The sequence below is a fragment of the Bacillus altaicus genome (assembly GCF_042136375.2).
Taxonomy (GTDB): domain Bacteria; phylum Bacillota; class Bacilli; order Bacillales; family Bacillaceae_G; genus Bacillus_A; species Bacillus_A cereus_U.
The window spans coordinates 1,732,585-1,759,192 of sequence record NZ_CM143394.1 but is presented as its reverse complement, the minus strand read 5'-3'; the positions used below and the strand labels follow the sequence as shown (position 1 = coordinate 1,759,192).

The following is a 26,608-nucleotide window of genomic DNA, read 5'->3' as shown; positions in this document are numbered from 1 at the left end:
TTCACAGTTAATTCAACAGAATAAAAATAAAATCCTGCTCAAAAGAGCAAGATTTTATAGTTTTATTACATGATGTTTTCCGTCCCATGAAAAAGATTGTTCCATTACCCGGTCAACAAAATCAAGGCCGAACTGATTTAAATAATAACACATATTCCACACACGTTCTTGCGGTGCTCCTAATGGACGAAGTGCAAATTGTAAACGGCGGAATTTATTCAGTTGAACCTCATGTTTCTTCTCAACATTTCTTTTCAACATTCTTTCTAACAGTTCAATTTGCTCATTAATTTTCAGTTCATTTTTCCCAGCAAACTCATTTAACCCTGGATCTATTTTTTTCACGAATTGTTGTAATGATGTATGGATATCCATTATTTCTTTTTTCGCTTCTATAAATCGCTCATCTATCGGTTCCTCTATTTGATTAGAAAGCCAATTGTCACGCAGATTATCTATATTATTTAGAAATGGATCAATTTCTTGCAAATCTAAATCATATAAATCTGTCGCTATATCTCGCTCCATATAAGTAATTGTAATGCGTGGAACAACAGGTGGCATTTGGAAACCAGCCGTATGAAACACTTGTTGCAATTCACTCCAATAAGCTAACTCCCCTGGACCGCCAATAAACGCTAACGTAGGAAACACATATTCTTGCATAAGAGGGCGCGTTACAACATTATTACTAAAGCGTTCTGGACTTCTTTCCATCTCTTCCATCAATTCTTCATACGAAAATGAATGCACTCCATCTTTTCCAATAAACTTCCCTTGATGCTCTTCAAGCAATACTCGCTCATTATCAATTTCCATAAATATATGCACTGCATTTGTCTTCGTTTCAATAATCGGTTTAAATCCTAATTCCTTAATTACTTCCTGTTGATTATGAAGTGCTACTTGAATTTCTTTATATTTACTTATAATTTGTTGTAAAAACGGCACTTCTAATTTTCTTAATGCAGGATGATGTGAATCTACAAGAATTAAACCAGAATTTGCGAACATTTTCGTAATAAGGCGCGCAAAGAAATCTACATATGTATGTGATTGACCTAAAGCATCCTCAACAAATTGTAATACATCCTTTGTAAAATTCGTTTCCGGATATGTTTTAAAAATCTCTTCGACCCATTTTCTACAGTCTTCAATAGAAAGTTCAGACTCAGAAGCACTCGCCTTTTTCGGATAACGATCATGAAAAATGGTCTTTTTTATTTTTTTATTTTTCGTTACAAATGTATGATTAATTTCATCCATATCATGGTCTTCACCAGCAATCCAAAAGACAGGAACAACCCGAACCCCTAAGCTCTCTTCTTTTTCTTTTGCAAGCTGTAAAATTGAAATGATCTTATGCACTGTATAAAGCGGACCTGTTAATAACCCAGCTTGTTGTCCAGCTATAACTACATATGTATTTTCATCTTCAAGCGCTTTTATATTTTGAATTGTAAATTCTCCCGCTTGCAATTGTGTATTATATTCTAATAAATGTGTTACTAAATCTTGACGGAAAAACTCTCTCTCACGTAAATCATGTAATCGCTGTTTAAAAGCATCCTCTGTTAACAGATAATCAAAACATGACTGTATCTCTTTTTTACCGTTCATATAGTCCGCTACAACACCTTGTAGTGGAACAGAGATCTCTTTTATCTCCATATAATTCTTCCTTTCGTATCCTGTTCTCTCACCAACCCACATTGTAGTCAATGTTTCACGTAAAAGCAAAGAAAAACACTTATAATTCCATTCCTTTTATTACATTGAACAAAAATTGAAGTGTCGGAACAGATTGTTGTTGTTCCTTAGCTTCTTCTAGTACATATCCAACAATCGCATTAACTTCCGTTTGTCTATTCGCTCTTACGTCCGCTAACATAGATGAAATATTATGAGATGTTTTTTCACATACTTGGCATACCATTTGCCATACCATTTCCTTATCTTCTTCTTTAACAAGAAATGCAACTTCCTGAAATACTTGCTCCATCATTTGATAAAAAAACGGATTTGAAATTAACTCTCCGTTCTCAACCCGCAATAATGCCGTCAATGGATTAATACATACATTGACTACTAATTTATTGCGCATAATCCCCTTCCAATCATCTTCTATTTGAATCGGAAAATAATCAAAAGGAAAACAATTAAATACCTTTTTAAAACAACTAGATTGACCACGCACTACACCAAACTTTGTAACACCTATTCCAGTATGATGAACTGTATGTCCATCCTCTTTTTTTGCACCATGCTCCACAATCCCGACTGCTATACGTTCATTTCCTATTTTTTGCATAACTTGAAGATGTGACATTCCATTTTGCAAAAAGATTAATGACGATTCTCCCTGCACAAAAGGTAATATATCAGTTATATGATATTGCTTTACAGCAATAAATGTATAATCTAACTGTTTATCCAGCATACTTTCTATCGGTAAAATAGATGGAAATACTGTTTCACGTTCTCCATTCCTAATACAAGTTACACCCGTTAAGTTTAATTCTTCTGCTTGCTCAGCGTTTCTTGTAAACAACGTAACATCTTGATTGCTTTTTTGTAAATAAAATGTATATAGGAGACCAATAGCTCCCGGTCCAACAATTCCAATTTTCATCTTCACACAAAGAACTCATATTAACAAGTGATATAAGTCCCCTTGCCCTTCCCCCTTTACATCTTATTAAATTACAATTACATAGTTGAGGATTCAATTATCTTGTAACAAATGCAACCTCTTCTTTCACTATGTATATACTACCTATATACATAGTTCTATTCTTAGTTTAGCAAATCCTCAAAAAAATAATGAAAGAAATATTCTATCTTCTTCATAAAAATTAAAAAATGAGTTATAATATTATTATAAATATTTTAACTTTTCTGTATTCAACAAGATAAGAAAAGGATGTGATGTAATGGGATTCCCAAAAGTTGAACGCTTGCTCATCAATTATAAAACATTAGATGAATTTAAAAAATTTAAAGGGTGCGGAGCTCAAGAACTATCCATGTTGGAAGAATTACAAGCAAACATTATTGAAAATGATAGTGAGTCTCCATTTTACGGTATTTATTATGGAGGATCGCTAATCGCACGTATGAGTCTATACATGAAAAGGAACGGTGGAGAACCATTTGAAATTACAGGTACTTACCTAGAACTTTATAAACTTGAAGTGTTGCCGACTTTTCAAAAACAAGGATTCGGACAAATGCTTGTTAATTATGCGCAACAACTACAATTCCCAATTAAAACGATAGCACGTATCCAGTCAGCTGGTTTTTGGGATAAATTAAGTTTCCAGCCAGTATCAGTAACTAATGGTGATTTTTATATTTGGCAACCAGAAACAAATTCGAATGCGATTACAAACGAAGAATCTGCATAAGAAATAAAAAAAACAGCTGTTACGCAGCTGTTTTTATTTCTTTAATTTTTCTAATTCTCCATTCGAGCGAGCGCCATTTCTTTCTGCTACCATTACACTTCTTTTTTGATCAATATAATCAAGTAATGTTCTATATTCTTCCTCATATACTGATAATCGCTCCAGAAGACGTTCTTTCTCTGTTTGTAACGATTCAATTTGTTGTTGTAACACCATTAAAGAGCTTTCATCTTTATAATTTCGCAAGAATTCAATAACATCATTCAATGTAATAGATTTTGGCTCTAATACCGTTGTCTCTTTCACTTCATAATTTTCTACCTTACGAAGTTGCTTTGCTTCTTCAATACGTTCTTTATACTGCTTTCTAACGTAAGAATTCCACCTAAATCCACAAGCTGCAGGTGTACGAGACAAATGCCTCCCCACTTCTTTAAAAGCGGAAAGTTGCGTTCCACCTTCACGAATATGCCGGAGTACTACTTCTGCCAGAAGCAAATCTTCATCATCAGTCCAAGCATCTTGTCTTGTTGTCGCCATCTCTCTAGTCCTCCCTATGCATTTTTTATTAAGCATATGCAGTTACTAGAAAAGATAGAATACAACAAATAAAGAATAAGACAAAAAAAATAAACGTAGAAGATATCTTCTACGTTTATTTTTCGCAATTACTTGCTGATTACTTCTTTACCTTTGTAAGTACCGCATGCTTTACATACACGGTGAGCTAATTTCGCTTCACCACAGCTTGGGCACTCTACCATACCAGGTACTGATAATTTGAAATGCGTACGACGCTTTCTTTTTACTGTTTTAGAAGTTCTTCTAAAAGGTACAGCCATTCTTCCCACCTCCTTAAAAGAAATAATTATTTTCATATGAAGGCCTAAACCAGTCTTCCGATTATTTGTCAAAAAACTTTGCAAGTCCTGCTAATCTTGGATCAACAGTCTTTTCTTTGTTTTCTTCCGAAATCACTTGCCAGTCTTGACCTTGCATCGGTGCTCCACCAGAAACATCATCACTGAAAATTTGCATTGGAATCTCCAAAAGTATATTTTCCTTGATTACGGGCAGTAAGTCAAGTACTTCTCCTTCTAAACAATGAATTTCAGCTTCTGTTTCAAATTCTTCTTCTGAAGTTTGGAACACCTCAGTTGTTTTAATGTCAAATGGTAATGTCACATCTACTAAAGAGCGAGAACATGGTAAAACCATGCTTCCAGTTATATGTAGATGAAACGTAAACTTACCGGAGCCAAAATCAACTCTTCCTGTTACATGAACAGGATTAATTTCACGAATATCTTTCTCGACCTCTTTTAGCTCACTTACATCTACCATTTCATTTAATGTCAATCCTTTATTTCTCAATTTATTCAATTGATGGATGGACCATTTCATATCATATCACCTCAAGGCAACAAACAAAATTATAGCTAGCCATTTTATATTTGTCAATGTTTTTTCTTTACACTATAATGAAGTCATCATAGGAAATAATATATACATTATCACGTTTTCCAAAAAGATGCTACATCGAAAGGAGAGATTACCATAAAATCCAGTGGTATTGTTGTCGAATATAACCCTTTTCATAACGGTCATGCTTATCATGTGCAAGAAACAAAAAAGTTAACACAGTCTGATATTATTATCGCCGTTATGAGTGGTCCTTTTTTGCAGCGTGGTGAGCCCGCACTCATCTCCAAATGGTATCGTACTAAAATGGCCTTAACAAACGGCGTAGACCTTGTTGTAGAGCTTCCTTATGCATTCGCAACACAAAAGGCCGAAACTTTCGCAAATGGCGCAATTTCGATTTTAAACGCCCTTGGTGTTTCCGAAATTTGTTTTGGTAGTGAAGATGGACAAACTGAAAATTTCTACACTACCATCGCTATACAAAAAAATGAAGAAAAGACTTTTAATCGTCTTGTGAAGCAATTTATGAATGCAGGTAATAGTTATGCAAAAGCTACATCTGAAGCCTTTCTACACATCTTACCACCCGAAAAAAACGTAGATATGTCACAACCAAATAACATTTTAGGCTTACAGTATATTAAAGCCATTCTCTTACAAAATAGTTCCATGCAAGCACAAACTATAAAAAGATTCGCCTCTCATTATCATGATGAAACATTTCACGATCAACATATTGCAAGTGCAACAAGTATTCGCAAACAGCTATTTAATGAAAACAGTTCCTCTACAACTATTGAGCCTTTTATCCCGAAAATGACTGCTTCTCTTTTAGAAAACTACAAGCAAAACTACGGGACGTTACATAACTGGGAAAAATACTTTTCATTTTTTAAATACAAACTTATGACGATGTCTTCAGAGGACTTACAACATATATATGAAATGGAAGAAGGTTTAGAGCATCGTATTTTATCAAAAATACAAAACAGTTCATCTTTCTATTCATTCATGGAAGCATTAAAAACAAAACGTTATACATGGACTAGATTACAAAGAGCTTGTACACATATTTTAACAAATACAACGAAGGAAGAAATACACAAAGCAAATATAGAGCAACATGCGCCGTATATCCGTCTTCTCGGAATGTCACAAAAGGGACAAACTTATCTTTCTAAAAATAAGAAAAAAATAGAACTCCCAATCCTTACTCATACAAAAACATTCGAACATCCGACTTTAGAAATAGAACGAAAATCAAATGCTGTATATTTCTCCATAATGCAAGAACCTTTGCGGACACAACTGCTAAAACAAGACGCAACGCATCATCCAATTCGCTATGATGAAATAACGAAAAAATTCCTATAAGAAAAACCTCTCTTCTTCAGAGAGGTTCACTTTGTTCTATCCATTTTTTCCAAATACGTTAATGCATCATCCAGTGTGTCCACCGGTACAATTTTCATCTTTGTTTTAATATCTTTCGCAGCTTCAAGAGCATCTTTATAATTCGATTTCTCTACACCTTTTTCATTTGGTGCAAAAAACACTTCAGCTCCTGCATCACTAGCAGCCACTACTTTTTGCTGAATACCACCAATTGGACCAATTTCTCCTTTATCATTGATTGTACCTGTTCCAGCTATTTCATGTCCGTTTGTTAAATCTTCTTCAACGAGCTGATTATAAATTTCTAGTGTAAACATTAACCCTGCTGACGGGCCTCCTATTTCATGGGAATCAATTTTCACTTTCGGATCTACTACTAACTCTCTTTCCGTAACGATAGAGACCCCTATACCGACGCGTCCATTCCCATTAGGGATTGTCTTTACATTTAAATTTTCTTTAAACTTTTTTCCGCCCCGATTGTATTCAATATTTACTGTATCCCCTTCTTTTTTCCCTGTCATATACTCAATAAATTGTTCCGTCTTATCGAATGTTTTTCCATCGACAGCTACTATAACATCTCCAAGCTTAAGCTTTCCTTCTGACGGCATACCCTTTGCTACACCAGCCACTAGTACACCTTTATTTTCAAAAGAAACAGAGCGATTTGCACGTTTATATGCATTATAAATTGCAGCGTTTTGTGAATCTTTCATCGCATAATCTTGACGAAATTGATATTCTTCATCACTCTCACCTTTTTGCAATATTTCTTCCGCCTTCGAAACGTGTGTATATTTATTAAATTGCGCGGCTATTAAGTTCACAACATTTGCAGGCCCCATTGAGACAGTGACAAGCATAAAATCACCAGACTCTTTAGTACCACCATCAACTTGCACGTACGGCGCTAATTTTGCGGCCATACCTGGTTTTGTCACAAAGTATGGCAAACGTACATAAACAAGTAGCATCGCCAATATAACCCCTATTAAAATTGCATATATAAACCGAAAACGCTTAAACATTATGTTTCTCCTTCCACTGCTCAATTAGTAAATAAATGTTTGAAATGTGTTTTTCTGCTTCCACTTCTCCGACCCGAATGATGTCTTCAATATGTGTAAAAGCACGCGAACTAAATTGTTCTACTGCTGGCCGCATCATTAAATCTGATGCTATTTGCCGATTCATCACAAGTTCATGTTGCATAATTTCAATACTTTGCATAATTACATCATAAATCGATGTAACCTCTCCATTCACCTTAATTGGAGATACATCTACAGCAATAACAATATCAGCCCCTAAATCTTTTACAACCGATACGGGAATACGGTCAATTACCCCTCCATCCACTAATAAGCGGCCATCTATTTTCTCTGGAACAAACACCCCTGGCACAGATATACTAGCTCGAACCGCCTCCGCAATCGGACCGCTTGTAAAAACAACTTTTTCCCCCTTCAAAATGTCAGTAGCCACAACAGCCGTCGGGATATCTAACTCTTCTAAATTTTTATTATATGTAAACATTTTAATCATATCTTTGATACGTTTTCCAGCAATAAATCCCATTTTAGGAACTGTAAAATCCAAATAATATTTCCTTTTAAAAACAGCTGCCAATTTATACAGTCTTTCAACGTCACAACTCGCTGCATAGAATGTACCAATTAACGCTCCTATACTACTGCCTGCTATCATATGAATAGGGATACCAGCTTCCCTTAATACTTTTATTACCCCTATGTGAGCAAAACCTTTTGCACCTCCGGATCCAAGCGCTAAACCGATTTTCGGTTCCTTCATTTTTCTCACCCTTTAATTTTTTTCATTCCTTTTTCATACTTATGGTCTAAATTCACCACATATCCACGTATACTGAAATGAACGTTTTTGGGACAAAGGGGGATTTTCTTACATGTACGAAAAATGGAAAACTGCTTTTCTTACCATATCAATGTTATTTTTAACCTTTTCTCTTGTACTTCACCCCCAAGCTGCTTTGCAAGCTTCAATTCGCGGGTTAAATATATGGTGGGAAGTTGTATTCCCTTCACTACTACCGTTTTTCATCATTGCGGAACTTCTAATCAGTATTGGTATTGTAAAATTTATCGGTGTTATATTAGAACCACTAATGCGTCCACTGTTTCGTGTTCCAGGGGTAGGTGGGTTTGTTTGGGCAATGGGAATGGCTTCAGGATTCCCTGCTGGCGCCAAATTAAGCGCTAGACTACGCAAGAGCAATCAACTAACACAAATCGAAGCGGAACGACTCGTATCTTTCACAAATTCTTCTAATCCACTTTTTATTTTCGGAGCGGTTTCTATTGGTTTTTTCAATAATCCGAAATTAGGGCTCGTATTAGCAGCAGCACATTATATAAGTAACTTTATCGTCGGATTACTTATGCGCTTTTATGGTAATAACGATACTTACATAAAAGACAAACATACGAATCAAAAGCGTGCCTTTCAAAACCCTTTTTCCATCCTCCACCAAACACGTATGCAAGAAAAAAGACCGATTGGAAAACTACTCGGTGACGCTATCGTTTCTTCTATTCAAACATTGCTCATGATTGGTGGGTTTATTATTTTATTCTCTGTTTTAAATAAAATGATTACTGTTTTCGAAATTACAGAAGCGCTTTCTTTTATTATGCAACATATTTTATCATTCTTCCAACTTACATCCCAATTTAGTATTCCGATATTATCCGGTATTTTTGAAATGACGCTTGGAAGCCAAATGATTAGTCAAATTAATGAATCAACACTTCTTCAACAAGCGATGGTAACAAGCTTCATTTTAGCATTTAGCGGCCTTTCTATTCAGGCACAAGTAGCAAGCATATTAGCGGAGACAGATATCCGCTTTAAACCATATTTTTTAGCTCGAATTATCCAAAGTATTCTCGCTCCTATTTTCACTTTTATATTTTGGGGGCCATTTTATGAAAAAGTTCATTCTTTCTCGCCTACGCAAGAAGATCTTCCCGTATTTTTATTGAATCATTCTTACACACTAACTGATATTTGGACATCATTTATACACTACGGACCAATCTTCACCTTATTTTGTTTATATTTATATGTTATCTTATTGTTTTTACGCATTCATAAAGAAAAACCCCGTTCACTTTAACGGGGTTTGAAACTTTTCTTTTAAAGCACGCTCTACAATCGGAGGAACAAGGTCTACTACACTTCCCCCATATCTCGCAACTTCTTTCACAATACTTGAACTTAAAAATGAATATTGATTATTTGTCATAATGAAGAAGGTTTCGATATTTTCGTCTAATTTTCGATTCATTGAAGTAATTTGCATCTCATATTCAAAATCAGAAACCGCTCGCAAACCACGTAATATTGCATTTGCATTACGCATTTTTGCATATTCCACCAATAATCCACTATGTGAATCAACTTTTACATTTGGTATATCCTTTGTCGCCTCTCGAATTAACTCTAGGCGTTCTTCTACCGAAAAGAATGGTTTTTTTGATGAATTGTTTAAAACAACTACATATACTTCATCAAATACTTTTGCTCCCCTTTTAATAATATCCAAATGTCCAAGGGTAATTGGATCAAAACTCCCTGAAGAAATAGCTATACTTGTCATTCTGTCCCCTCACCTTCATACTTATAAATCGAAATTGCTGTAATCCCATAGTTTTCTGCCCGTACTTTTACAAGTTCTCCGATTGAATCAGGTAAAACCACGTCATCCCCATGCTCTGCCATAATGATGCCATCTTTATTTAACAATCCATGTTGATCGATCACACTAATTAAAGACACAATTTTTTGACCTTTATATGGAGGGTCTATTAGTATAAGATCGAATGATATTTCACGCTTTATAAGCGCCTTTACCGCACGTTCCGCATCATTTCGATACACTTCAGCTTGTTCTTGTATTCTACAGCTTTCTAAATTTTGATGAATGACTTTTATCGCTTTACTATCTCGGTCAACAAAAATCGCTTTATCAATCCCTCTACTTACGGCCTCAATTCCAAGACCACCACTACCACCAAATAAGTCAAGTGCGATACCACCATCATAATAAGGACCTATCATATTAAAAATAGATTCTTTCACTTTATCTGTCGTTGGACGTGTTGTATTACCAGGTACCGCTTTAAGTGGGTGCCCTTTACATTTTCCTGAAACTACTCTCATCTGTTGTCACTACCTTTATTTCAATCTATCGAGCGATTACAGTAAATACATCTCAAGTCAGTAACCGCTACCAAACCATACAATTCTTCACTAATTCGTTACTTAACCTATAGAGAACTTTAGTTAAAATAACCGTTCGCTATTTCTTGCATATTCATCTCACTATTTGCGAACAAAGACCCTTTATGTACATCAGTTCCACTTTACCTTTTTTATCCTATCATAAAATAAAAAAAAGAAAAATAAAAAGCCTAACATAAATTTTAATTTCATTATGTATATCTTCATTCAGATTGGACATAAATAAATATAACAACATCATCTTCGATGTTGTTGCCAACCGCGGAGAAGACTTACGTTTCCCCATAAGTTCTTCCTCCGGTTTCTCCTCTCCCTTTGCCTTCTTACTAGTAGTACATACTAGTATTAGAAGGGCCCTGCTTTGCAGGGTTTTTTTATTTGTCTACTTTTCATTTAAAAAGTGAGATGGTACAGTAAAAGAAAGAGGAGGAAAAAATATGATTCAACGCTTTATAGAACTCGGAGAAGGCTACTCTGACTTATATGAATTACTTGAAATTGCCAAAACAAACCAAGAACGTGTAACACATATGTTACAATTCGAAACTGTAAAAAACGAAAAAAAAATGTGTTCACTTGTTGTAATACTAAAACCGACAACTACTGGTGATTTCCAACCATTATACATATGTCGTGAAGGCATTCCTTTACTTGAAAATAAGAAAAGTAAACGTGTCGTTTTATTTGAAGAAATGGCGGAACAAATAGGGAAAAAAGTTACTCCCTTTACTGTAAAACCATCAACAACTTTCCCTGAAAAAGAACTATTTTTTAATCATCTAATTGGTATTTTACGAATGAACAATTTCATTCCTCCAATGAAATAACACGTTATTTCAAATAAAAAAATCCCCTGCTAAATTTAGCAGGGGATTTTTTCACTTAGCTATAATCGTATTCTTTTGCCCGATCAGGACGCGAATTTTCGAATTCTGTTTTTAAAAATGGGCGATACGACTGTTCTACTTTTTTCACAAAAGGAAGTTTATTTAATTTTTGCATCATATGCTCAATTTGTTCCATATCACAATATACAACGGCGTATTTCAAACGTTTTGATATGTAATGAATATTACCATATTTCCTTAAAATCTTGGCATGTTTCAATGAATGTAAATAAACAATCATACTTTGTCGTTGCCCGAACATAATCTTCTCCATCTTCTCCTTTTAAAAACTTATATTCTTATATTTTATGAAAACCAATCAAAAATTTATGACATTAAAGGACAAACTCTGTATACGTTTTCTTCTATATTCTAAAAAACAGGGTAAATTACCCCGTTTTTTTACAACCACAACCGCCTCCGGTACCACAACCACCGCCACAGCCACCCGCATCAAAAAATGGATTTCCTGTTGGGACTTTAACGGAAGGTGATACCTCAGAACCTATTGCTACACTAACTTCATCTAATAACTTTTGTAAAGCAGTTTCTGCTTTTTTAAAGGCTGCAACCTTATCATGCATATCTACAGAACGCTTTAATTCCCTCATTTTCGTCGAAACGAAAGTATAATCAGGATGATATTTACCAAAACGTTGCACTTCTTCGTATCGCTCTTTCATCACTGTAAATTGCTGAATTAGCGTCTGAACTTCTATATCTTCTTGTAAATCTTTATAATACTTACGATAATCTTCTGCTATATCTGAACAGATAATCGCTTTTGCAAGCTGCTCTGCCTTATCTAAAATCAATACGCTTTCCAGCGTCGCTACAATCATGAGAGACACCTCCGAGTATTCATCATAACACATTTGGAACAGAACTACTAATTGAAGTGTCTCACCTAAAAGAAAGATATGATTCTAACTACTTTTCATACCATCCCCTTGCACTCTTATACACTAATATGCTCCGCAATATTATATTTAAGAACATCCCATTTCCCGCTATTCTCTTTCACGTAGCTAATACATGCGTTTTTTAACGGCGTTTTAAATGTAATTTCATCTGGTGCAATTGCGTGTAAAATAGCTTTTATTGCATGTGAATGCGCAACAATGATAATACGTTTATCTCCATGTGCTGCTGCAACCTCTTGTAAAGCCGTAAAACAGCGCTCTACAATTTCTTTATCCTGCTCCATTCCTTCTACATTACCTTCTGCAATTAACTCTCTAACGGCCGCAACTGATTTCCCAGAAGCTTCCCCAAAATTACGTTCCATAAATCGCTCATCTAATAAAATAGATGGTAATCCAATAGCCCCAGCAATTTCCTTAGCTGTTTCTTGCGCTCTAATTAACGGACTACTTATAATTATATCCCACGATTCCGCTTGCAAGGCTGCTGCACTTTGACTCGCTTGCTTCTTCCCAACTTCGTTAAGTGGAATATCTTCGCGCCCTTGAATAATCTCTTGAAAGTTCCAATCAGTTTGTCCATGTCGTACTAAACAAATTTCCGTCATGCTGCAACTCCTTTTTTAAATAATGCGATTCTATTGTAACAAAAGTTTTGCATAACGGACATAGTTTTCCCTTCCAATTATGTCGTATTTTGCTGCTTCATATACTGGAACATATCAATCATAATTGAAGCAACCGCCAATTGATTTTGAAATTTTTCCACTTTATCTGGTATCGTTTTTTTGAAATGCTGCATGGCAGCTAACTCAAAAGCTTCTTTTTCTTCTGGGTTACGCGTCAATTTCCGGTACCAGTATGGCTGTTCCCGAATATAGCGAGCTAAATCCTCATCAGCTTTTATAAACTCCATAAGCTCTGCTCTCATCCTCTTTCCCCCTAATCCTTTTGAAAGAAAAAAGGATTATTTTCAGAAGTACTTTGTTCTTGCTGCGCACGGTTCCCTTGAAATTGTTGGATAACTTGTTGCACGCTACCAATCGCACTCGTTACATTCGCTAAATGATGTTGCATTTGTTCTACGTCTAACTTTTTAAAGAAAGAAAGCATTTGCCCCATCACATCAGCAGTTTTTTCCTCTTCTGTTCGACTTTCTTTTTCTTCTTTCTTTTCTTTTACCGAAGAAAAAGCAGGTGCTCCATCAGGTCTATACGCTGTCCATATTTGATCTTCTTCACCAAGTAAGTACCATTCTTCATAAAATTGCTGCCAAGTTTTTTGACCACTTCTAACCTCATGAACCATTTTAGGGTGATGGTTTACAAACTCTTTAAACTGTTGAACCGATGGATGTAACGGCCCTTTTGTTGTTGGCATAATCCTCACCTCTTCATGTATATCTACTATATTGTAAGAAAAAAAAGGCACATGGTTCGCCTATTTTTAGACGATTCATGCACCTTTTTATCTCCCTATTTGTGGACAGTAAGACTCCCACTGATTAAAGTTTCATTTTATTTTCGGATAAAGTTTTGAGTGTAAAATTTATCATATACCCCAACACCTAATCCAGTAAATTGTTCATTTAATAAATTCTTTCTATGCCCCTCACTATTTAACCAACCTTGTACCGCCGCAATTCCATCACTATGTTGCGCCGCTATATTCTCACCAGCAAGTTGAAAAGCCACTTGCCCACGTTGCAAACGATCTCCTAACGTACCAAAAGTAGGTGAATCGTGTGAAAAATAATTATTATCCTTCATATCTTTACTATGGCCAAATGCAACATCTGCAGTTTGTTGGTCCGATGTTAACAACGGTAATTGATGACGACTTCGAATAACATTTGTTAAATCGAGAATTTGTTGCATATTCCCATTTTCAACTTGCTTCATTTTTTCTGGCGTCAGCGGCTGTTCCGCTATTAATTCACCTGAATAAACAAGTTGATATGGTCTTTGTCGTAATAACGTTTCATCATCCATATAACGAAGACCAACAAGCTCATGTGTAAAGTGATCAAAGTATAATTGTGCCCATCCATCTTCTACAGGTACTAGCGGTTGTTCCATTACTTCCGTATCAGATAACTCAAATTGATAACTATTCTTTCCTCTTTTTAATGAAATCTCATGTGAAAGTGGATTCTTTTTATATACCTCTTCATACTTTTCATTTATATAATAGGGAGCCACCTTAACTTGCTCACCAGCAACATACGCCGTTACAACTTTACGTTCAGCAACTCCAAATTGAACATACTGAGCTAAATCTTGGTTATACACCCACCATTCATATCCATAAGCAGACGGCTCTATTCGAGACGGTTCGCCCCACTTCGCTAATAAATTCTCAGAATCCCCACCAATCATACTTAAAACAGTATCTGTGGATTCTTCATTTACTTGCTTCTTCTTTTTCACAATTTTATTTTCTTGCTTAGAGTGAGATGGGGTTAATATATATTGTGATACGAGTAACTTCCCGTATAAATCAACAGCTAAAATTAAAAATGTAATCATTACGATACGCAATAATTTCTTCAAACGATATACCTCCTGAACAAAGCATAAAATCGAGATATACACAAATCCTTTTCTTTCCTTTTTTGTGTGTACCGTACTCTTTTCACTATATCATATTTTCACGAAAAAAGTCTGGAATATCCCTTTTCTCGCAATATGAATTGCACTTTCTTATTATTCATACTATTATAAAAATAATGCACTAACATTAAAAGAAGGAGGTATTCTATGCAATTTACAAATACAAACTTTAATGATGCAGTCGTTGATTTAACTCTTTTAACTGAGATTATGGAAAACAATCATTTTGTACTTGCTGGACAATGGGATTACGAACGCGTTACATATGATTATAAATTTGAAATATTAAAGGATATTTATTATTTACGTGTACAAGGATTTGCTGTTGAAGGTGACATCGGTGGCAGACACGCTCAAGTAAAACTATTGCCACCCTTATTAGGAAAACATTATTATCCTCATGGCGTTGAATATGGAGATGATGAGATTTTCCCAACGAATGTACTTCAAAAAAGCGAACAACTCCTACAAAATATTGAAAAAGAGTTAAAAGAATTTCAAATTATTGAATAACAAAAAAACTAGCGCATTAACACGATGCGCTAGTTTTTATTTCGTCTGCAAATAAGGAGGTAACTCTTGCAGCTGCTCTTTATCCTTTTCACGCTCTCTACGTGCCCAATTAAAGAACACATAACCGATAATCGTACCGTACACTATTTCCTGGACAATTTTCATAATGATACCACCTGTTTGCTGGTCTTGTACTACCGGCATCCAATGTAAAAATTCTGGTCCAGTTATATTTAAATCTGATAAAGTACCCGCCGGTACACAGAGTTCCATTGCCTTCATCCAAGCGGCCGGATCTGTATATGTTGCAAATAATGGTGCAGTCGCAAAAATTATTAACGCACAAGCTGGCGTTAATAACATACCATTAGCAAACATATAACCAAGCTTCTTAATATCACTTAAAGTTTGATATTCTGGCAGTGGATTTAACATCGGCCACCACATCATCATTGCTGCAAAAAACAATATAGCAAGGCAAATTGGATGCGCTATTTGACTTTGTTTTACTGCATCAAAAACAATTGGCAAATGATAAAAGGAAAACAGACCATTAAATACAAACAACGCAATAAGCGGCTTAGCAAAAAACTTTATCACAATTTGAACGAACTTAAAAGAAGTAATATAACGATATAACCAAACAGGTATACCAAGCAGTAATAACGGAGGCACCGCAATATACATTACTGCCATCTCAAACATATGTGCACTAAATATAATATGACCAATTAAATCAATAGGTCCTCCCTTTACAAAATACAAAAGAACAATCCCGGTCGTAAAATAAAAAATTTGCTTCTTACTTACCTTCGTCGCATTTTCAAATCGCGTTCTATATGGTCCAATAATTAAAAAATAACTAATAAGAATCGAGATCATAAATAATAAAAAAATCGGACTCCATAAAGCTTGAAAACCAAATACCCATAAGTTTTTCATTTCCACACCTACCTTTTCAAAATCCTTATATTTCATATAAAAAGAGGGCTATGATAAATCAGAGCCCCCTACTATCACTGTTTAAATCCACACAATTGTCATAAAGGCTAATATTGTTAATAAACCAATTAACAATCCAGAGTACAAGAAGAAACTCGCCGCTTCATGCCCTTTATGACTCATATGCATGAAATAATATAACTGAAATATAACTTGAATGACCGCTAACAATAATATAAATGGAACCGAAAAAATCGGGCTAAATGTTTTCGGATATGCCACCGCTGCAAATGCAACTAATGTTAAAAAAATCATTAGTGAAAATGTAACAACTTGGTGCTTCATTTCCTCTGCACTTTTTCTCTTCCGATAAACAAGATCCACCTTAGGATTATTCGTTTGCTTAACCGCCATTGTTTATCCCACCATTCCCATCAAATATACTACAGTGAAAATAAACACCCAAACTACGTCAATAAAGTGCCAATAAATTGATGCAACATAAAACTTTGGTGCGTTGTATAAATTTAAACCTCTCTTCGCGTTTCTAAAGATTAATGTTAAAATCCAACATAATCCAAACAACACGTGGAGCCCGTGTGTACCAACAAGAGCATAAAATGCAGAACCAAATGCACTACTTCTCATAGTATGCTTAAATTCATGCGTATAATGATAAAACTCATATATTTCAAACCCCAAAAATCCTAACCCAAGCAACACTGTTACAAGTAACCAAAGTTGCATTTTCTTAAAGTTAAAATTTTTCATATGATACATTGCGTATACACTCGTTAAACTACTTGTTAACAAAAGCATCGTCATAATGAAAACGAGCGGCATTTGAAACATCTCTTGAGATGTTGGTCCACCATTTGTAGAGTTCTTTAATGCTAAATATGTGCCAAATAAGGAAGCGAACAACACTGTTTCGCCTCCAAGAAATAACCAAAAACCAACAAACTTATTTTTTCCCTCAAGGGTTGCTTTTTCAGGCTCTGCTGGAAATGTTTCATTCGTTAATTTCTCATCTACATGCATTACGCCTTGCCCCCCTTATCATCTAAATCTTCCTTATGAATATGATATCCATGATCATCAATTACTGAACGAAGGAACATTGTACCAAACGTAATGATTAAACCGATAATCGCTACTAATAACCAAAATTTATCTTTGCCACCCTGCATATACATCGCACCAAAAGCAGCTATAAATAGACCTAGAGAAATAATAAACGGTGAAAATGAAGAATTTGGCATATGAATATCACCGACCGGTTCCGCTGCTGTCATCTCTTTATTACCCTCACGTTTTTCAATCCAAAACGGATCTAATCCACGAACAAATGGTAACTGTTTGAAATTATATTCCGGTGTAGGTGCTGGCATTGTCCACTCTAACGTACGCGCATCCCACGGATCACGACCAGCCTTCTCTTTTGATACCGTTGTTTTTATTACATTGAATAAAAGAACAATCGTTCCAAGAGCCATAAACACCGCTCCAATAGAACTAATCATATTCCCCATTTCCAATCCTTGCCCCTCTAGATATGTGTAGTAACGACGCGGCATACCGATTAGACCCAGGAAATGCTGAATAAAGAACGTTAAATGGAAACCAATAAAGAATAACCAAAATGTTATCTTTCCTAACGTTTCATTTAATACTTTATTAAACATAAGTGGCCAATAATAATGCGCACCTGCAAGTAAACCAAATACAACACCACCAACAATTACATAATGAAAGTGTGCTACTACGAAATAATTATCATGAAACTGATAATCAGCTGGTGCAGAAGCAAGCATAACTCCTGTAACTCCACCCATAACGAAGGATGGAATAAAAGCTACCGCCCACATCATTGGTGTTGTAAACCGAATACTTCCACCCCACATTGTAAAGAGCCAGTTAAATATTTTAATCCCCGTCGGAACTGCAATTGCCATTGTTGCAACCGAGAAGATAGCATTTGCAACAGGCCCAAGACCAACAGTAAACATATGATGCGCCCATACCATAAATCCTAAAAATCCTATTAATACTGTCGCGAACACCATCGAGGAATAACCGAATAATCGTTTTTTCGAAAATGTGGCGAAGATTTCTGAGAATATTCCGAAAGCTGGGAGTATAAGAATGTATACTTCCGGATGACCAAAGATCCAGAATAAATGCTCCCATATAATCGTGTTCCCACCTAGTGCCGGATTAAAGAAACTTGTGCCAAATAAACGATCTAACATTAAAAGTCCTAATCCTACAGTTAATGGTGGAAATGCAAATAAAATAAGTGAAGATGTTACAAATGTTGTCCATGTAAACATCGGCATGCGCATGTAAGTCATCCCTGGCGCGCGCATATTAATAATTGTAACAAGGAAGTTAATACCTCCAATTAATGTACCAATACCTGATATTTGCAAGCCGAGTACATAAAAATCAACACCATGTCCTTTAGAGGCTAAAGCTAAAGATGCATACGATGTCCACCCTGCATCAGGCGCTCCTCCTAAAAACCAACTTAAATTTAAAAATAATCCACCAAAGAAAAATAACCAAAATCCGAGCGAATTCAAAAACGGGAACGCCACATCACGTGCTCCAATTTGAAGTGGTACAGCGGCGTTCATAAATGCAAACACGAGTGGCATAGCTGCGAGGAAAATCATTGTTGTACCGTGCATCGTTAATACTTGATTATAAGCATCCCCAACAAGAAAAGCATTGTTAGGAATCGCTAACTGCAGGCGAATAAATAGTGCTTCTATTCCACCTATTACAAAAAACAATCCACCTGCAATTAAATAGAGAATGGCAATCTTTTTATGGTCTACTGTCGTTAAATAATCCCATATGACAGCACCCATCCCCTGTTTTTTTGCTACAGAACTCACGTTTTCAACCTCCCCTTCGCAAATGATCCCTCTTTACTTTTCAATCTTTAACGTTTGTAAATATGCATTTAATGCATTAATTTGATCATCCGTTAAGTTGCCATATTTACCAGTCATTTTATTACCTGGTTTCATATTTTCAGGATCTTTGAGCCATTTTTTTAAGTTCTCTTCATTATTTTCGGCAATACCAGCAACCATATCGCGATCTGCAAAGTTTGCTAAGTTCGGTGCGATACGAGCAGAAGGTGGTCTACTATCATTTGATCCAACTGCATGACAACCAATGCAGCTTTTATTAAATATTTCTTGACCTTCTTGCGCCTTTGTAGAAGCTACTTCTTTTTTCCCATCAATCTTCTTCATGTCAGCAAGCCATTTTTTGTACTCGCTTTCATCCAGAGCTTTCACTTTGAACTGCATTAAAGAATGTGAGGGGCCACAAAATTCTGTGCAAAAACCATTATAAGTGCCCGATTTATCTGCCTTTAACCACATTTTGTTTACATTATCTGTATTTGTATCCATTTTCCCAGCTAAAGATGGAACCCAAAACGAATGTTTAATATCGGCACCCTTCAAATTCAAATACACTTTCTTACCTGTGGGGATAACTAAATCTTGAGAAGTTACTATTTTTTCTGATTTGTAAGAAAATTCCCACCAATAAAGATTCGCTGTTACATCAACAACGATAGTATCTTTATCAATATTCTTTTTCTCCATCGCACTTACATCCGCAAGCTTGAATGTATATGTAACAGTCGGAACAGCCAAGATTAACAAAAGAATAATCGGAATAACTGTCCATATAATTTCTAGTTTGTGATTTCCTTCAACTTGCTCTGGAATATAATCTTCCTCACCCTTTTTTTGTCGGAAACGCACAATTACATATAAGAAAATAATAGTAACTACAAGTACTACTCCTACCATGATTGCACTCGCTAGCAAGAGCAAATCATATTGCATTTTTGCTACTTCCCCTTGCGGAATTAAAGTAGACTGAAAAGCTTTACCGCATCCCCCTAACAGTAAAGCCAGCAGTGAAACGAACGAAAGCAGTCGCCACTGTTTCTTCATACAAACAACCCCCACTTTCTTTGTGAATTAGATTGTACTTTATAGTTAAGTAAAGTAAATCTCAACGTAAAGAAATCCAATTATGTCGTTGTCTTAGAAGAATGTAACTACAATCATTGACACAAATAAGATTGTTAAGTAATTCAGGGAATAAACAAACATTTTTACGGACCATTTGATGTCATCTTGCTTACGGAAGCCATAAAACCCTAATGCGATCCATCCGATGTTAAGCAATGTTGCAATTACCATGAATGTTATTCCAAGCCCACTCATATAAAATGGTAGTGGTAATAAACATACTGTCCAAATCATAATCTGACGTTTCGTAATATCAAATCCCTGTACAACAGGAAGCATTGGGATTCCTGCATTTCGATATTCATCAACACGCTTCATCGCTAATGCGAGGAAATGTGGGATTTGCCAAATAAACATAATTAAAAATAACATCCAAGCAATTGGATGATTTAAAGACGGATCAATTGCCGCCCATCCAATTAAAGGTGGAACTGCACCTGATATACTACCTACAACAGTATTTAACGTATATTTTCTCTTCGTCCATAACGTATATAAAACAACATATGTGAAGGCACCAATAAATGAGATTAACACTGCCATCGGTGTAGTAAGTAATAAAAATGCAAAGCCAAGAAGTAAAATTACAAGTCCAAATGCAAGTGCAAAGCCAGGTTTATATTTACCTGTTACCGTTGGACGGTTTTTTGTTCTTTCCATTAATGGATCGATATCTCGGTCAATGTAGTTATTTAAACAACATACCCCAGCCATAATTAATGCAGAACCAACGATTGTGAAAAATAGCTTATCTAGATTGTCCATAACACTCAATCCATTAAAATGCAAAGCCAACCAAAATCCTGTAAATACAGTAAGTGTATTTGAGTTTACAATTCCCATTTTAACGAGCGCTGATAAATCTTGTAACCGAGTTGTTTCCGGTACACTTGAAACAGCTGACTCATCATGCAGCTCACTTGTTGCATGGTTCATCACTTTAACCCCCTCTTAAACCTATCATCTTTCTAAGCACATATTTCATGTGAAATATTTCGCTTCTATACAGCAATATTATTACAGTAGAAATATTGTTAACCCATTCTACTACTAATCTACGCCCATACTCCAATATATTAAATCACATTTCCCGAACATTTTGTGAAGAAAACATGAACTTTTTGTGTCGAACATTAAAAAACTTCATTCTAATTTATCCTTATCATAACATGATGTTATCTTCTATAATAAACTATTTTGTCATATTTAGCATGTATTCTCCCCATTTCTTTTCAAAACAGCCTGAATTTCTCCTAAAATATGTATTTAAAATCCCATTTTTTTCTTTATACTACGTACGTTGTCCTCGCCCTCCATTTCTTTGCTATTTTATTATTTTTTATATATCATAGGACTGTAGCACGTTTTATTCTATACATAATGGAATGAAAATATTTCGCAATAACTTCATAGCAGAAAGATGGTGAAAGAGATTGCAACGCTTTATTAAATGGTTAGCAGTCATTACAAGTCTCGATTTATTAGTAGTTTTACTAGGAGGCGCTTTAGTTACAAAAACGGGTTCAGGCCAAGGATGCGGCAAATCATGGCCTCTTTGTAACGGTGAATTTGTTCCATCTAATTTATCAATGGAAACTATTATTGAGCTAAGTCACCGCTTAACATCTGGATCAGCAGGAATCCTTGTTACTCTTCTTTGTATCTTGTCCTGGAAATATTATAAACATGTGCGCGAAACAAAGACGTTAGCAATTTTATCCTTCGTATTTTTAGTTGCACAAGCATTAATGGGGGCGGCGGCGGTTGTTTGGGGGCAAATGCCTGCTGTATTAGCTATTCATTTCGGTATTTCCTTAATTTCATTTGCTTCTGTCATCTTGTTAACGTGTCTTATTTTTGAAATTGATCAGAAATTTGATGCACGTTCACTTATTATGGACAAAAAAATGAAATTTCATATTTATGGTGTAACAATTTACAGTTATATCGTTGTCTACACAGGAGCTTTAGTACGTCACGAACGAGCTACCTTAGCCTGTCCAGACTTCCCTTTATGCAGTAAAAATAGACCTATGCCAACTCAACTACATGAGTGGGTCCAAATGGGGCATAGAGTTGCAGCTATGTTAATATTCGTTTGGATACTATACGCAATGTTTATAGCTATTCGTCATTACAAGCAGCAGCGTGTAGTATACTGGGGATGGATTATTTCATTTATCCTTGTTACACTTCAAGCTATAGTAGGGATTTTAGTCGTATTTACAAATGCTAGTTTAGCAATGGCATTATTACATTCACTCTTCATTTCTTGCCTGTTTGCTGTACTATGCTATTTAGTTATGATAGGTACAAGAAGTACAGTCAACGCAAAAGAAACTGAATCAACTTCTAAGCAAAACAAAATAAAGTAAACCTTTAATACCTTGCCAATTCGGCAAGGTATTATTTACACACAAAAAAGAGCTGCTTTCGCACAGCTCTTTTTCTTTATTTTAATGATCTAATTCAATGAGTAAATCTCCCGTTTGAATTGCATCCCCATCATTTACATATACTTTTTTCACTTTACCACTGAATGGCGCTTGAACCGTCGTTTCCATTTTCATCGCTTCTGTAATTGCCATGGAATCACCTTTTTTCACTTCATCGCCTTCTTTTACAACTACTTTAATAGCAGTTCCCGGCATCGTTGCGCTAATATGATTTGGATTTTCACGATTCCCCTTCACACGCTGTGCAACAGTTGATTTCACGCTTTCATCTTTCACTACGATTTCACGCGGTTGTCCATTAAATTCCAAGTAAAGCACACGATTTCCATCTGGCTGCGGTTCTCCAATGGAAACTAGTTTAACCATCAATGTTTTACCTTGTTCGATTTCTACATCAATTTCTTCACCAAGTCTCATTCCATAGAAGAAAGTAGGTGTATCAAGCACAGATACATTTCCATAAAGCCCAACAACTTTTTCGTAGTCCATAAACACTTTTGGATACAATGCATATGCGACTACATCAAAAATTGTTACTTCGCGTCCAAGTTTGTGGAATAACTCTTCTTTTAAAGCGTCAAAATCTACTGGCTCTAATAATTCACCTGGTCTTACTGTCAACGGCTCTTTCCCTTTTAAAATAATATTTTGTAATTCTTTCGGGAAACCACCATATGGTTGACCTAAATCTCCAGAGAACATTTCAACAACAGATCCTGGGAAGTCCATAGAATCTCCACGCTCTAAAATATCTTGTTCTGTCAGATGGTTTTGAACCATAAATAATGCCATATCACCGACAACTTTAGATGATGGTGTTACTTTTACAATATCTCCAAACATATCATTAACACGACGGTACATCACTTTAACTTCATCAAAGCGATCTCCTAAACCAACCGCCTTCGCTTGTTGTTGAAGATTACTATATTGTCCACCTGGCATTTCGTGCATATATACCTCTGTGTGAGGAGCGTTCATACCACTTTCAAATGGTGCATAATATTTACGTACATCTTCCCAATAATGAGATAGTTTTTCTAATGAGTCTATATTAACATCTGGTTGTCTTTCGTTTCCGCCTAATGCATAGTATAGTGTATTCGCACTCGGTTGTGACGTTTGACCAGCCATAGAACTCACCGCTACATCGACAATATCAACGCCTGCTTCAATTGCCTTCGTATACGTTAAAATACCATTTCCGCTCGTATCATGTGTATGTAGGTGAATTGGAATCGACACCGTCTCTTTTAGTGCTGAAACTAAATCATATGCTGCGTTTGGCTTTAATAAGCCCGCCATATCTTTAATTCCTAAAATATGAGCTCCTGATGCTTCCAACTCTTTTGCTAAATTTTTATAATAATTTAAATCATATTTACTGCGTAACGGATCATGAATGTCTCCTGTGTAACACATTGTTGCTTCTGCAATTTTACCAGTATCTCGTACAGCATCAATTGCAACTCTCATACCTTCTACCCAGTTTAAGCTATCAAAAATACGGAACACATCAATTCCAGCTTGCGCGGAACATTCTACAAATTTTCGAATTAAATTATCTGGATAGTTTTTGTATCCAACTGCGTTTGAAGAACGAAGTAACATTTGGAATAAAACATTCGGCATTTTTTCACGAAGATCTAGTAATCGTTCCCACGGATCTTCTTTTAAGAAGCGATACGCAACATCAAACGTTGCACCGCCCCACATTTCCGCTGAGAATAAGTTTGGTAACATTCTCGCTGTCGGTTCTGCAATTTGATGTAAATCTTTTGTACGAATACGTGTTGCAAGTAAAGATTGATGCCCATCACGGAATGTTGTATCCGTTAAAAGTACACGTTTTTGATCTTGAACCCACTTTACTAATCCATCTGCTCCACGTTCATCTAAAATTTGTTTCGTTCCGTTTTGAATCGTTTCTGAATGTTTCACACTTGGTATACGAGCATCTGAGAAAATTGGCTTCTCTTGTTTCCCTACTCCTGGGAAGCCGTTTACTGTTACTGTACCAATATAATTTAACATTTTCGTTCCACGGTCTTTACGTTTTGGGAACAGGAATAATTCAGGTGACGCGTCAATAAATGAAGTATCATATTCTCCTGATAAGAAGTTTCTATGTTTTACTACATTCTCTAAGAATGGAATATTTGTTTTAATACCACGAATACGGAATTCTTTTAAGTTACGTTCCATTTTTGCAGCAGCTTGTTCGAAAGTAAGCGCCCAAGTTGTAACTTTTACAAGTAAAGAGTCGTAGTACGGTGTAATAACTGCACCTTGGAAACTATTACCTGTGTCAAGACGCACACCAAAACCACCGCCTGATCGATACGCCATAATCTTCCCTGTATCAGGCATAAAGTTATTAAGTGGGTCTTCTGTCGTTACACGAGATTGAATTGCATAACCATGCACAATAATCTCTTCTTGTTTCGGTACACTTACCATCTTGCTATGTAAAGCATGTCCATCTGCAATTAAAATTTGTGATTGAACAATATCGATTCCTGTAATCATTTCTGTAATTGTATGCTCTACTTGAACACGTGGGTTTACTTCAATAAAGTAAAATTCATCATCTTTCACTAGGAATTCAACTGTTCCAGCATTTAAATAATTTACATTTTTCGTTAACTTTACTGCAGCATCACAAATACGCTGACGCAAATCATCTGAAAGCGACACGCTCGGTGCAATTTCAACTACTTTTTGATGGCGTCGTTGTACAGAGCAATCACGCTCATATAAATGTACAACATTACCTTCTTCATCTGCTAAAATTTGTACTTCTATATGTTTAGGTTTTTCAACGAATTTTTCAACGTACACTTCATCATTACCAAAGGCTGCTTTTGCTTCTGATTTCGCGCGATTATACGATTCTCTTAATTCTTCACTAGCACGTACAATACGCATACCGCGACCGCCGCCACCAAGGGATGCTTTAATAATAATCGGGTAATCATACTTTTCAGCAAATTCTTTAACTTCTTCTATTGAATCTACTGGACCATCACTACCAGGAATAATTGGAATTTGTGCTAGCTGCGCTTGTGCTCTTGCTTTAACTTTATCTCCAAACATGTCTAAATGCTTACTTTTTGGACCGATAAAGATAATCCCTTCTTCTTCACAACGTTTTGCAAATTGAATATTTTCTGACAAGAAACCATATCCAGGGTGGATTGCATCTACATGATTACTTTTCGCAATCTCAATAATGCCTTCAATATCTAGATAAGCATCAATTGGCTTTTTCCCTTCCCCAACTAAATAGGACTCATCGGCTTTATAGCGATGATAAGAACCGCTATCCTCTTTAGAATAGATCGCAACTGTGTTTAATCCAAGTTCTGAACATGCTCGGAACACACGAATTGCTATCTCTCCACGGTTAGCTACCAATACTTTTTGAATACGTTGCAGCTTTGTCATGATTTTCCCCCTCTATTTTCTTACCACTCTAGAGATAAAATACATACACACTCTAAAGAGCGTGAAGTTCTTCACTTTCTACATTATATTATACTTAGAAAGCTTCACTTTATTTTTATCCATCATACCTTATTTTTCAACAAATGATAAGTTTTCTGATCAATTTGTTTCACAAAAATAGTATAGCATACCTCTTCCTTTTCAAACAACTTAATTGTATATCACATTAACTTAAATGTGATATATTTTT

General features: G+C 35.7%; 28 protein-coding genes. 6 read left to right on the top strand and 22 right to left on the bottom strand.

The window, feature by feature from the left end; genetic code table 11:
• Positions 1-54: 54 nt before the first annotated feature.
• Together bshC and panE are read right to left on the bottom strand one after the other, a co-directional pair.
• Entirely contained in the window at positions 55-1,671 is a 1,617-nt protein-coding gene (gene bshC / locus ACE38F_RS09380) for a bacillithiol biosynthesis cysteine-adding enzyme BshC (protein WP_215554002.1), read from the bottom strand.
• Positions 1,672-1,750: 79 nt separating this feature from the next.
• The gene (gene panE / locus ACE38F_RS09375) at positions 1,751-2,638 is read right to left on the bottom strand and encodes a 2-dehydropantoate 2-reductase (RefSeq protein ID WP_215554003.1); all 888 of its coding nucleotides are present in this window, start codon (positions 2,636-2,638) and stop codon (positions 1,751-1,753) included.
• A gap of 295 nt (positions 2,639-2,933) precedes the next feature.
• Here panE and ACE38F_RS09370 point away from each other — a divergent pair, with 295 nt between their 5' ends.
• Positions 2,934-3,407 carry an N-acetyltransferase gene (locus tag ACE38F_RS09370; RefSeq protein ID WP_215554004.1) on the top strand — a complete coding sequence of 158 codons (474 nt, stop codon included), beginning with the start codon at positions 2,934-2,936 and terminating at the stop codon, positions 3,405-3,407.
• A gap of 33 nt (positions 3,408-3,440) precedes the next feature.
• Here ACE38F_RS09370 and ACE38F_RS09365 read toward each other — a convergent pair whose 3' ends face one another.
• The 3 genes from ACE38F_RS09365 to ACE38F_RS09355 form a co-directional block, all read right to left on the bottom strand.
• Positions 3,441-3,947, bottom strand: a complete 507-nt coding sequence (locus ACE38F_RS09365) for an RsfA family transcriptional regulator (protein WP_002146023.1) — start codon at positions 3,945-3,947, stop codon at positions 3,441-3,443.
• Between the two features lie 128 nt (positions 3,948-4,075).
• On the bottom strand, positions 4,076-4,249 hold the full coding sequence (gene rpmF, locus ACE38F_RS09360) for a 50S ribosomal protein L32 (RefSeq protein WP_001984764.1): 174 nt from the start codon (positions 4,247-4,249) through the stop codon (positions 4,076-4,078).
• A 61-nt stretch (positions 4,250-4,310) separates the two neighbouring features.
• Positions 4,311-4,811, bottom strand: coding sequence for a YceD family protein (locus ACE38F_RS09355; protein ID WP_000872151.1), 501 nt, complete (start codon positions 4,809-4,811; stop codon positions 4,311-4,313).
• Positions 4,812-4,964: 153 nt separating this feature from the next.
• On the opposite strand from ACE38F_RS09355, the gene ACE38F_RS09350 reads away from it, so the two are divergent.
• Positions 4,965-6,206: a nucleotidyltransferase gene (locus tag ACE38F_RS09350; RefSeq protein WP_375369628.1), complete on the top strand. Its 1,242-nt coding sequence runs from the start codon at positions 4,965-4,967 to the stop codon at positions 6,204-6,206.
• Between the two features lie 26 nt (positions 6,207-6,232).
• Here ACE38F_RS09350 and ACE38F_RS09345 read toward each other — a convergent pair whose 3' ends face one another.
• Positions 6,233-7,258 (bottom strand): SepM family pheromone-processing serine protease, encoded by a 1,026-nt coding sequence (locus tag ACE38F_RS09345; protein ID WP_215554005.1) that lies wholly within the window; start codon positions 7,256-7,258, stop codon positions 6,233-6,235.
• Positions 7,251-8,042, bottom strand: a complete 792-nt coding sequence (locus tag ACE38F_RS09340) for a patatin-like phospholipase family protein (RefSeq protein ID WP_002160692.1) — start codon at positions 8,040-8,042, stop codon at positions 7,251-7,253. Before ACE38F_RS09340 ends, ACE38F_RS09345 begins: the two co-directional genes overlap by 8 nt.
• Positions 8,043-8,154: 112 nt before the next feature.
• Here ACE38F_RS09340 and ylbJ point away from each other — a divergent pair, with 112 nt between their 5' ends.
• Positions 8,155-9,384 (top strand): sporulation integral membrane protein YlbJ, encoded by a 1,230-nt coding sequence (ylbJ, locus tag ACE38F_RS09335; RefSeq protein ID WP_016106037.1) that lies wholly within the window; start codon positions 8,155-8,157, stop codon positions 9,382-9,384.
• Here the strand turns inward: ylbJ and coaD are convergent.
• The gene (coaD, locus tag ACE38F_RS09330; RefSeq protein ID WP_000200601.1) at positions 9,376-9,867 is read right to left on the bottom strand and encodes a pantetheine-phosphate adenylyltransferase; all 492 of its coding nucleotides are present in this window, start codon (positions 9,865-9,867) and stop codon (positions 9,376-9,378) included. The two genes, ylbJ and coaD, sit on opposite strands and share 9 nt — an antisense overlap.
• Positions 9,864-10,430 (bottom strand): 16S rRNA (guanine(966)-N(2))-methyltransferase RsmD, encoded by a 567-nt coding sequence (rsmD, locus tag ACE38F_RS09325; protein ID WP_215554006.1) that lies wholly within the window; start codon positions 10,428-10,430, stop codon positions 9,864-9,866. Before rsmD ends, coaD begins: the two co-directional genes overlap by 4 nt.
• A 518-nt stretch (positions 10,431-10,948) precedes the next feature.
• Between rsmD and ACE38F_RS09320 the strand changes: the two genes are divergently transcribed.
• Entirely contained in the window at positions 10,949-11,338 is a 390-nt protein-coding gene (locus ACE38F_RS09320) for a DUF7147 family protein (protein ID WP_002111466.1), read from the top strand.
• 55 nt (positions 11,339-11,393) lie between these two features.
• Here ACE38F_RS09320 and ACE38F_RS09315 read toward each other — a convergent pair whose 3' ends face one another.
• The 6 genes from ACE38F_RS09315 to ACE38F_RS09290 all read right to left on the bottom strand — a co-directional run bounded on the left by ACE38F_RS09315 (position 11,394) and on the right by ACE38F_RS09290 (position 14,873).
• On the bottom strand, positions 11,394-11,660 hold the full coding sequence (locus ACE38F_RS09315) for a YlbG family protein (protein WP_002088292.1): 267 nt from the start codon (positions 11,658-11,660) through the stop codon (positions 11,394-11,396).
• Between the two features lie 127 nt (positions 11,661-11,787).
• Positions 11,788-12,240 (bottom strand): YlbF/YmcA family competence regulator, encoded by a 453-nt coding sequence (locus ACE38F_RS09310; protein WP_215554007.1) that lies wholly within the window; start codon positions 12,238-12,240, stop codon positions 11,788-11,790.
• A 116-nt stretch (positions 12,241-12,356) separates the two neighbouring features.
• Positions 12,357-12,929, bottom strand: a complete 573-nt coding sequence (locus ACE38F_RS09305) for a histidine phosphatase family protein (protein WP_215554008.1) — start codon at positions 12,927-12,929, stop codon at positions 12,357-12,359.
• A gap of 77 nt (positions 12,930-13,006) precedes the next feature.
• Complete coding sequence (locus tag ACE38F_RS09300) at positions 13,007-13,252, bottom strand: YlbE-like family protein (protein ID WP_002014770.1); 246 nt, start codon at positions 13,250-13,252, stop codon at positions 13,007-13,009.
• Between the two features lie 11 nt (positions 13,253-13,263).
• The gene (gene ylbD, locus ACE38F_RS09295; RefSeq protein ID WP_215554009.1) at positions 13,264-13,701 is read right to left on the bottom strand and encodes a YlbD family protein; all 438 of its coding nucleotides are present in this window, start codon (positions 13,699-13,701) and stop codon (positions 13,264-13,266) included.
• A 137-nt stretch (positions 13,702-13,838) separates the two neighbouring features.
• Positions 13,839-14,873 (bottom strand): CAP domain-containing protein, encoded by a 1,035-nt coding sequence (locus tag ACE38F_RS09290; protein WP_078172907.1) that lies wholly within the window; start codon positions 14,871-14,873, stop codon positions 13,839-13,841.
• A 207-nt stretch (positions 14,874-15,080) separates the two neighbouring features.
• Between ACE38F_RS09290 and ACE38F_RS09285 the strand changes: the two genes are divergently transcribed.
• Positions 15,081-15,446, top strand: coding sequence for a YugN family protein (locus ACE38F_RS09285; protein WP_002066906.1), 366 nt, complete (start codon positions 15,081-15,083; stop codon positions 15,444-15,446).
• 36 nt (positions 15,447-15,482) lie between these two features.
• Here ACE38F_RS09285 and ctaG read toward each other — a convergent pair whose 3' ends face one another.
• The 6 genes from ctaG to ctaB form a co-directional block, all read right to left on the bottom strand.
• Positions 15,483-16,388 (bottom strand): cytochrome c oxidase assembly factor CtaG, encoded by a 906-nt coding sequence (ctaG, locus tag ACE38F_RS09280; protein ID WP_375369445.1) that lies wholly within the window; start codon positions 16,386-16,388, stop codon positions 15,483-15,485.
• A gap of 81 nt (positions 16,389-16,469) precedes the next feature.
• Positions 16,470-16,802 carry a cytochrome c oxidase subunit IVB gene (gene ctaF, locus ACE38F_RS09275; RefSeq protein WP_002014776.1) on the bottom strand — a complete coding sequence of 111 codons (333 nt, stop codon included), beginning with the start codon at positions 16,800-16,802 and terminating at the stop codon, positions 16,470-16,472.
• A gap of 3 nt (positions 16,803-16,805) precedes the next feature.
• Positions 16,806-17,429: a cytochrome c oxidase subunit III gene (gene ctaE, locus ACE38F_RS09270; RefSeq protein ID WP_000557861.1), complete on the bottom strand. Its 624-nt coding sequence runs from the start codon at positions 17,427-17,429 to the stop codon at positions 16,806-16,808.
• Positions 17,429-19,264 (bottom strand): cytochrome c oxidase subunit I, encoded by a 1,836-nt coding sequence (gene ctaD / locus ACE38F_RS09265; protein WP_171903074.1) that lies wholly within the window; start codon positions 19,262-19,264, stop codon positions 17,429-17,431. The genes ctaE and ctaD overlap by 1 nt, the downstream gene beginning before the upstream one ends.
• A gap of 60 nt (positions 19,265-19,324) precedes the next feature.
• Positions 19,325-20,374 (bottom strand): cytochrome c oxidase subunit II, encoded by a 1,050-nt coding sequence (gene coxB / locus ACE38F_RS09260; RefSeq protein WP_002088304.1) that lies wholly within the window; start codon positions 20,372-20,374, stop codon positions 19,325-19,327.
• Between the two features lie 93 nt (positions 20,375-20,467).
• Positions 20,468-21,391, bottom strand: a complete 924-nt coding sequence (ctaB, locus tag ACE38F_RS09255) for a protoheme IX farnesyltransferase (RefSeq protein WP_002111479.1) — start codon at positions 21,389-21,391, stop codon at positions 20,468-20,470.
• 497 nt (positions 21,392-21,888) lie between these two features.
• On the opposite strand from ctaB, the gene ctaA reads away from it, so the two are divergent.
• A complete protein-coding gene (gene ctaA / locus ACE38F_RS09250; RefSeq protein ID WP_215554010.1) occupies positions 21,889-22,830 on the top strand; it encodes a heme A synthase in 942 nt (313 codons plus the stop codon).
• Positions 22,831-22,911: 81 nt separating this feature from the next.
• Here the strand turns inward: ctaA and pyc are convergent, their stop codons facing one another.
• Entirely contained in the window at positions 22,912-26,358 is a 3,447-nt protein-coding gene (gene pyc / locus ACE38F_RS09245) for a pyruvate carboxylase (RefSeq protein ID WP_375369446.1), read from the bottom strand.
• Positions 26,359-26,608 lie beyond the last annotated feature (250 nt).

Coding starts and splice junctions, on each gene's coding strand:
- coxB (WP_002088304.1), bottom strand. CDS start 20,374: ATGAAGAAACAGTGGCGACTGCTTTCGTTCGTTTCACTGCTGGCTTTA.
- ACE38F_RS09305 (WP_215554008.1), bottom strand. CDS start 12,929: ATGACGGAAATTTGTTTAGTACGACATGGACAAACTGATTGGAACTTT.
- ACE38F_RS09365 (WP_002146023.1), bottom strand. CDS start 3,947: ATGGCGACAACAAGACAAGATGCTTGGACTGATGATGAAGATTTGCTT.
- pyc (WP_375369446.1), bottom strand. CDS start 26,358: ATGACAAAGCTGCAACGTATTCAAAAAGTATTGGTAGCTAACCGTGGA.
- ACE38F_RS09370 (WP_215554004.1), top strand. CDS start 2,934: ATGGGATTCCCAAAAGTTGAACGCTTGCTCATCAATTATAAAACATTA.
- ylbD (WP_215554009.1), bottom strand. CDS start 13,701: ATGCCAACAACAAAAGGGCCGTTACATCCATCGGTTCAACAGTTTAAA.
- ACE38F_RS09300 (WP_002014770.1), bottom strand. CDS start 13,252: ATGAGAGCAGAGCTTATGGAGTTTATAAAAGCTGATGAGGATTTAGCT.
- ACE38F_RS09315 (WP_002088292.1), bottom strand. CDS start 11,660: ATGTTCGGGCAACGACAAAGTATGATTGTTTATTTACATTCATTGAAA.
- ctaD (WP_171903074.1), bottom strand. CDS start 19,264: ATGGGTGCTGTCATATGGGATTATTTAACGACAGTAGACCATAAAAAG.
- ctaG (WP_375369445.1), bottom strand. CDS start 16,388: ATGAAAAACTTATGGGTATTTGGTTTTCAAGCTTTATGGAGTCCGATT.
- ACE38F_RS09340 (WP_002160692.1), bottom strand. CDS start 8,042: ATGAAGGAACCGAAAATCGGTTTAGCGCTTGGATCCGGAGGTGCAAAA.
- ctaF (WP_002014776.1), bottom strand. CDS start 16,802: ATGGCGGTTAAGCAAACGAATAATCCTAAGGTGGATCTTGTTTATCGG.
- ACE38F_RS09310 (WP_215554007.1), bottom strand. CDS start 12,240: ATGATTGTAGCGACGCTGGAAAGCGTATTGATTTTAGATAAGGCAGAG.
- ctaE (WP_000557861.1), bottom strand. CDS start 17,429: ATGCATGTAGATGAGAAATTAACGAATGAAACATTTCCAGCAGAGCCT.
- rsmD (WP_215554006.1), bottom strand. CDS start 10,430: ATGAGAGTAGTTTCAGGAAAATGTAAAGGGCACCCACTTAAAGCGGTA.
- ACE38F_RS09355 (WP_000872151.1), bottom strand. CDS start 4,811: ATGAAATGGTCCATCCATCAATTGAATAAATTGAGAAATAAAGGATTG.
- bshC (WP_215554002.1), bottom strand. CDS start 1,671: ATGGAGATAAAAGAGATCTCTGTTCCACTACAAGGTGTTGTAGCGGAC.
- rpmF (WP_001984764.1), bottom strand. CDS start 4,249: ATGGCTGTACCTTTTAGAAGAACTTCTAAAACAGTAAAAAGAAAGCGT.
- coaD (WP_000200601.1), bottom strand. CDS start 9,867: ATGACAAGTATAGCTATTTCTTCAGGGAGTTTTGATCCAATTACCCTT.
- ACE38F_RS09320 (WP_002111466.1), top strand. CDS start 10,949: ATGATTCAACGCTTTATAGAACTCGGAGAAGGCTACTCTGACTTATAT.
- ctaB (WP_002111479.1), bottom strand. CDS start 21,391: ATGAACCATGCAACAAGTGAGCTGCATGATGAGTCAGCTGTTTCAAGT.
- ylbJ (WP_016106037.1), top strand. CDS start 8,155: ATGTACGAAAAATGGAAAACTGCTTTTCTTACCATATCAATGTTATTT.
- ACE38F_RS09285 (WP_002066906.1), top strand. CDS start 15,081: ATGCAATTTACAAATACAAACTTTAATGATGCAGTCGTTGATTTAACT.
- ACE38F_RS09345 (WP_215554005.1), bottom strand. CDS start 7,258: ATGTTTAAGCGTTTTCGGTTTATATATGCAATTTTAATAGGGGTTATA.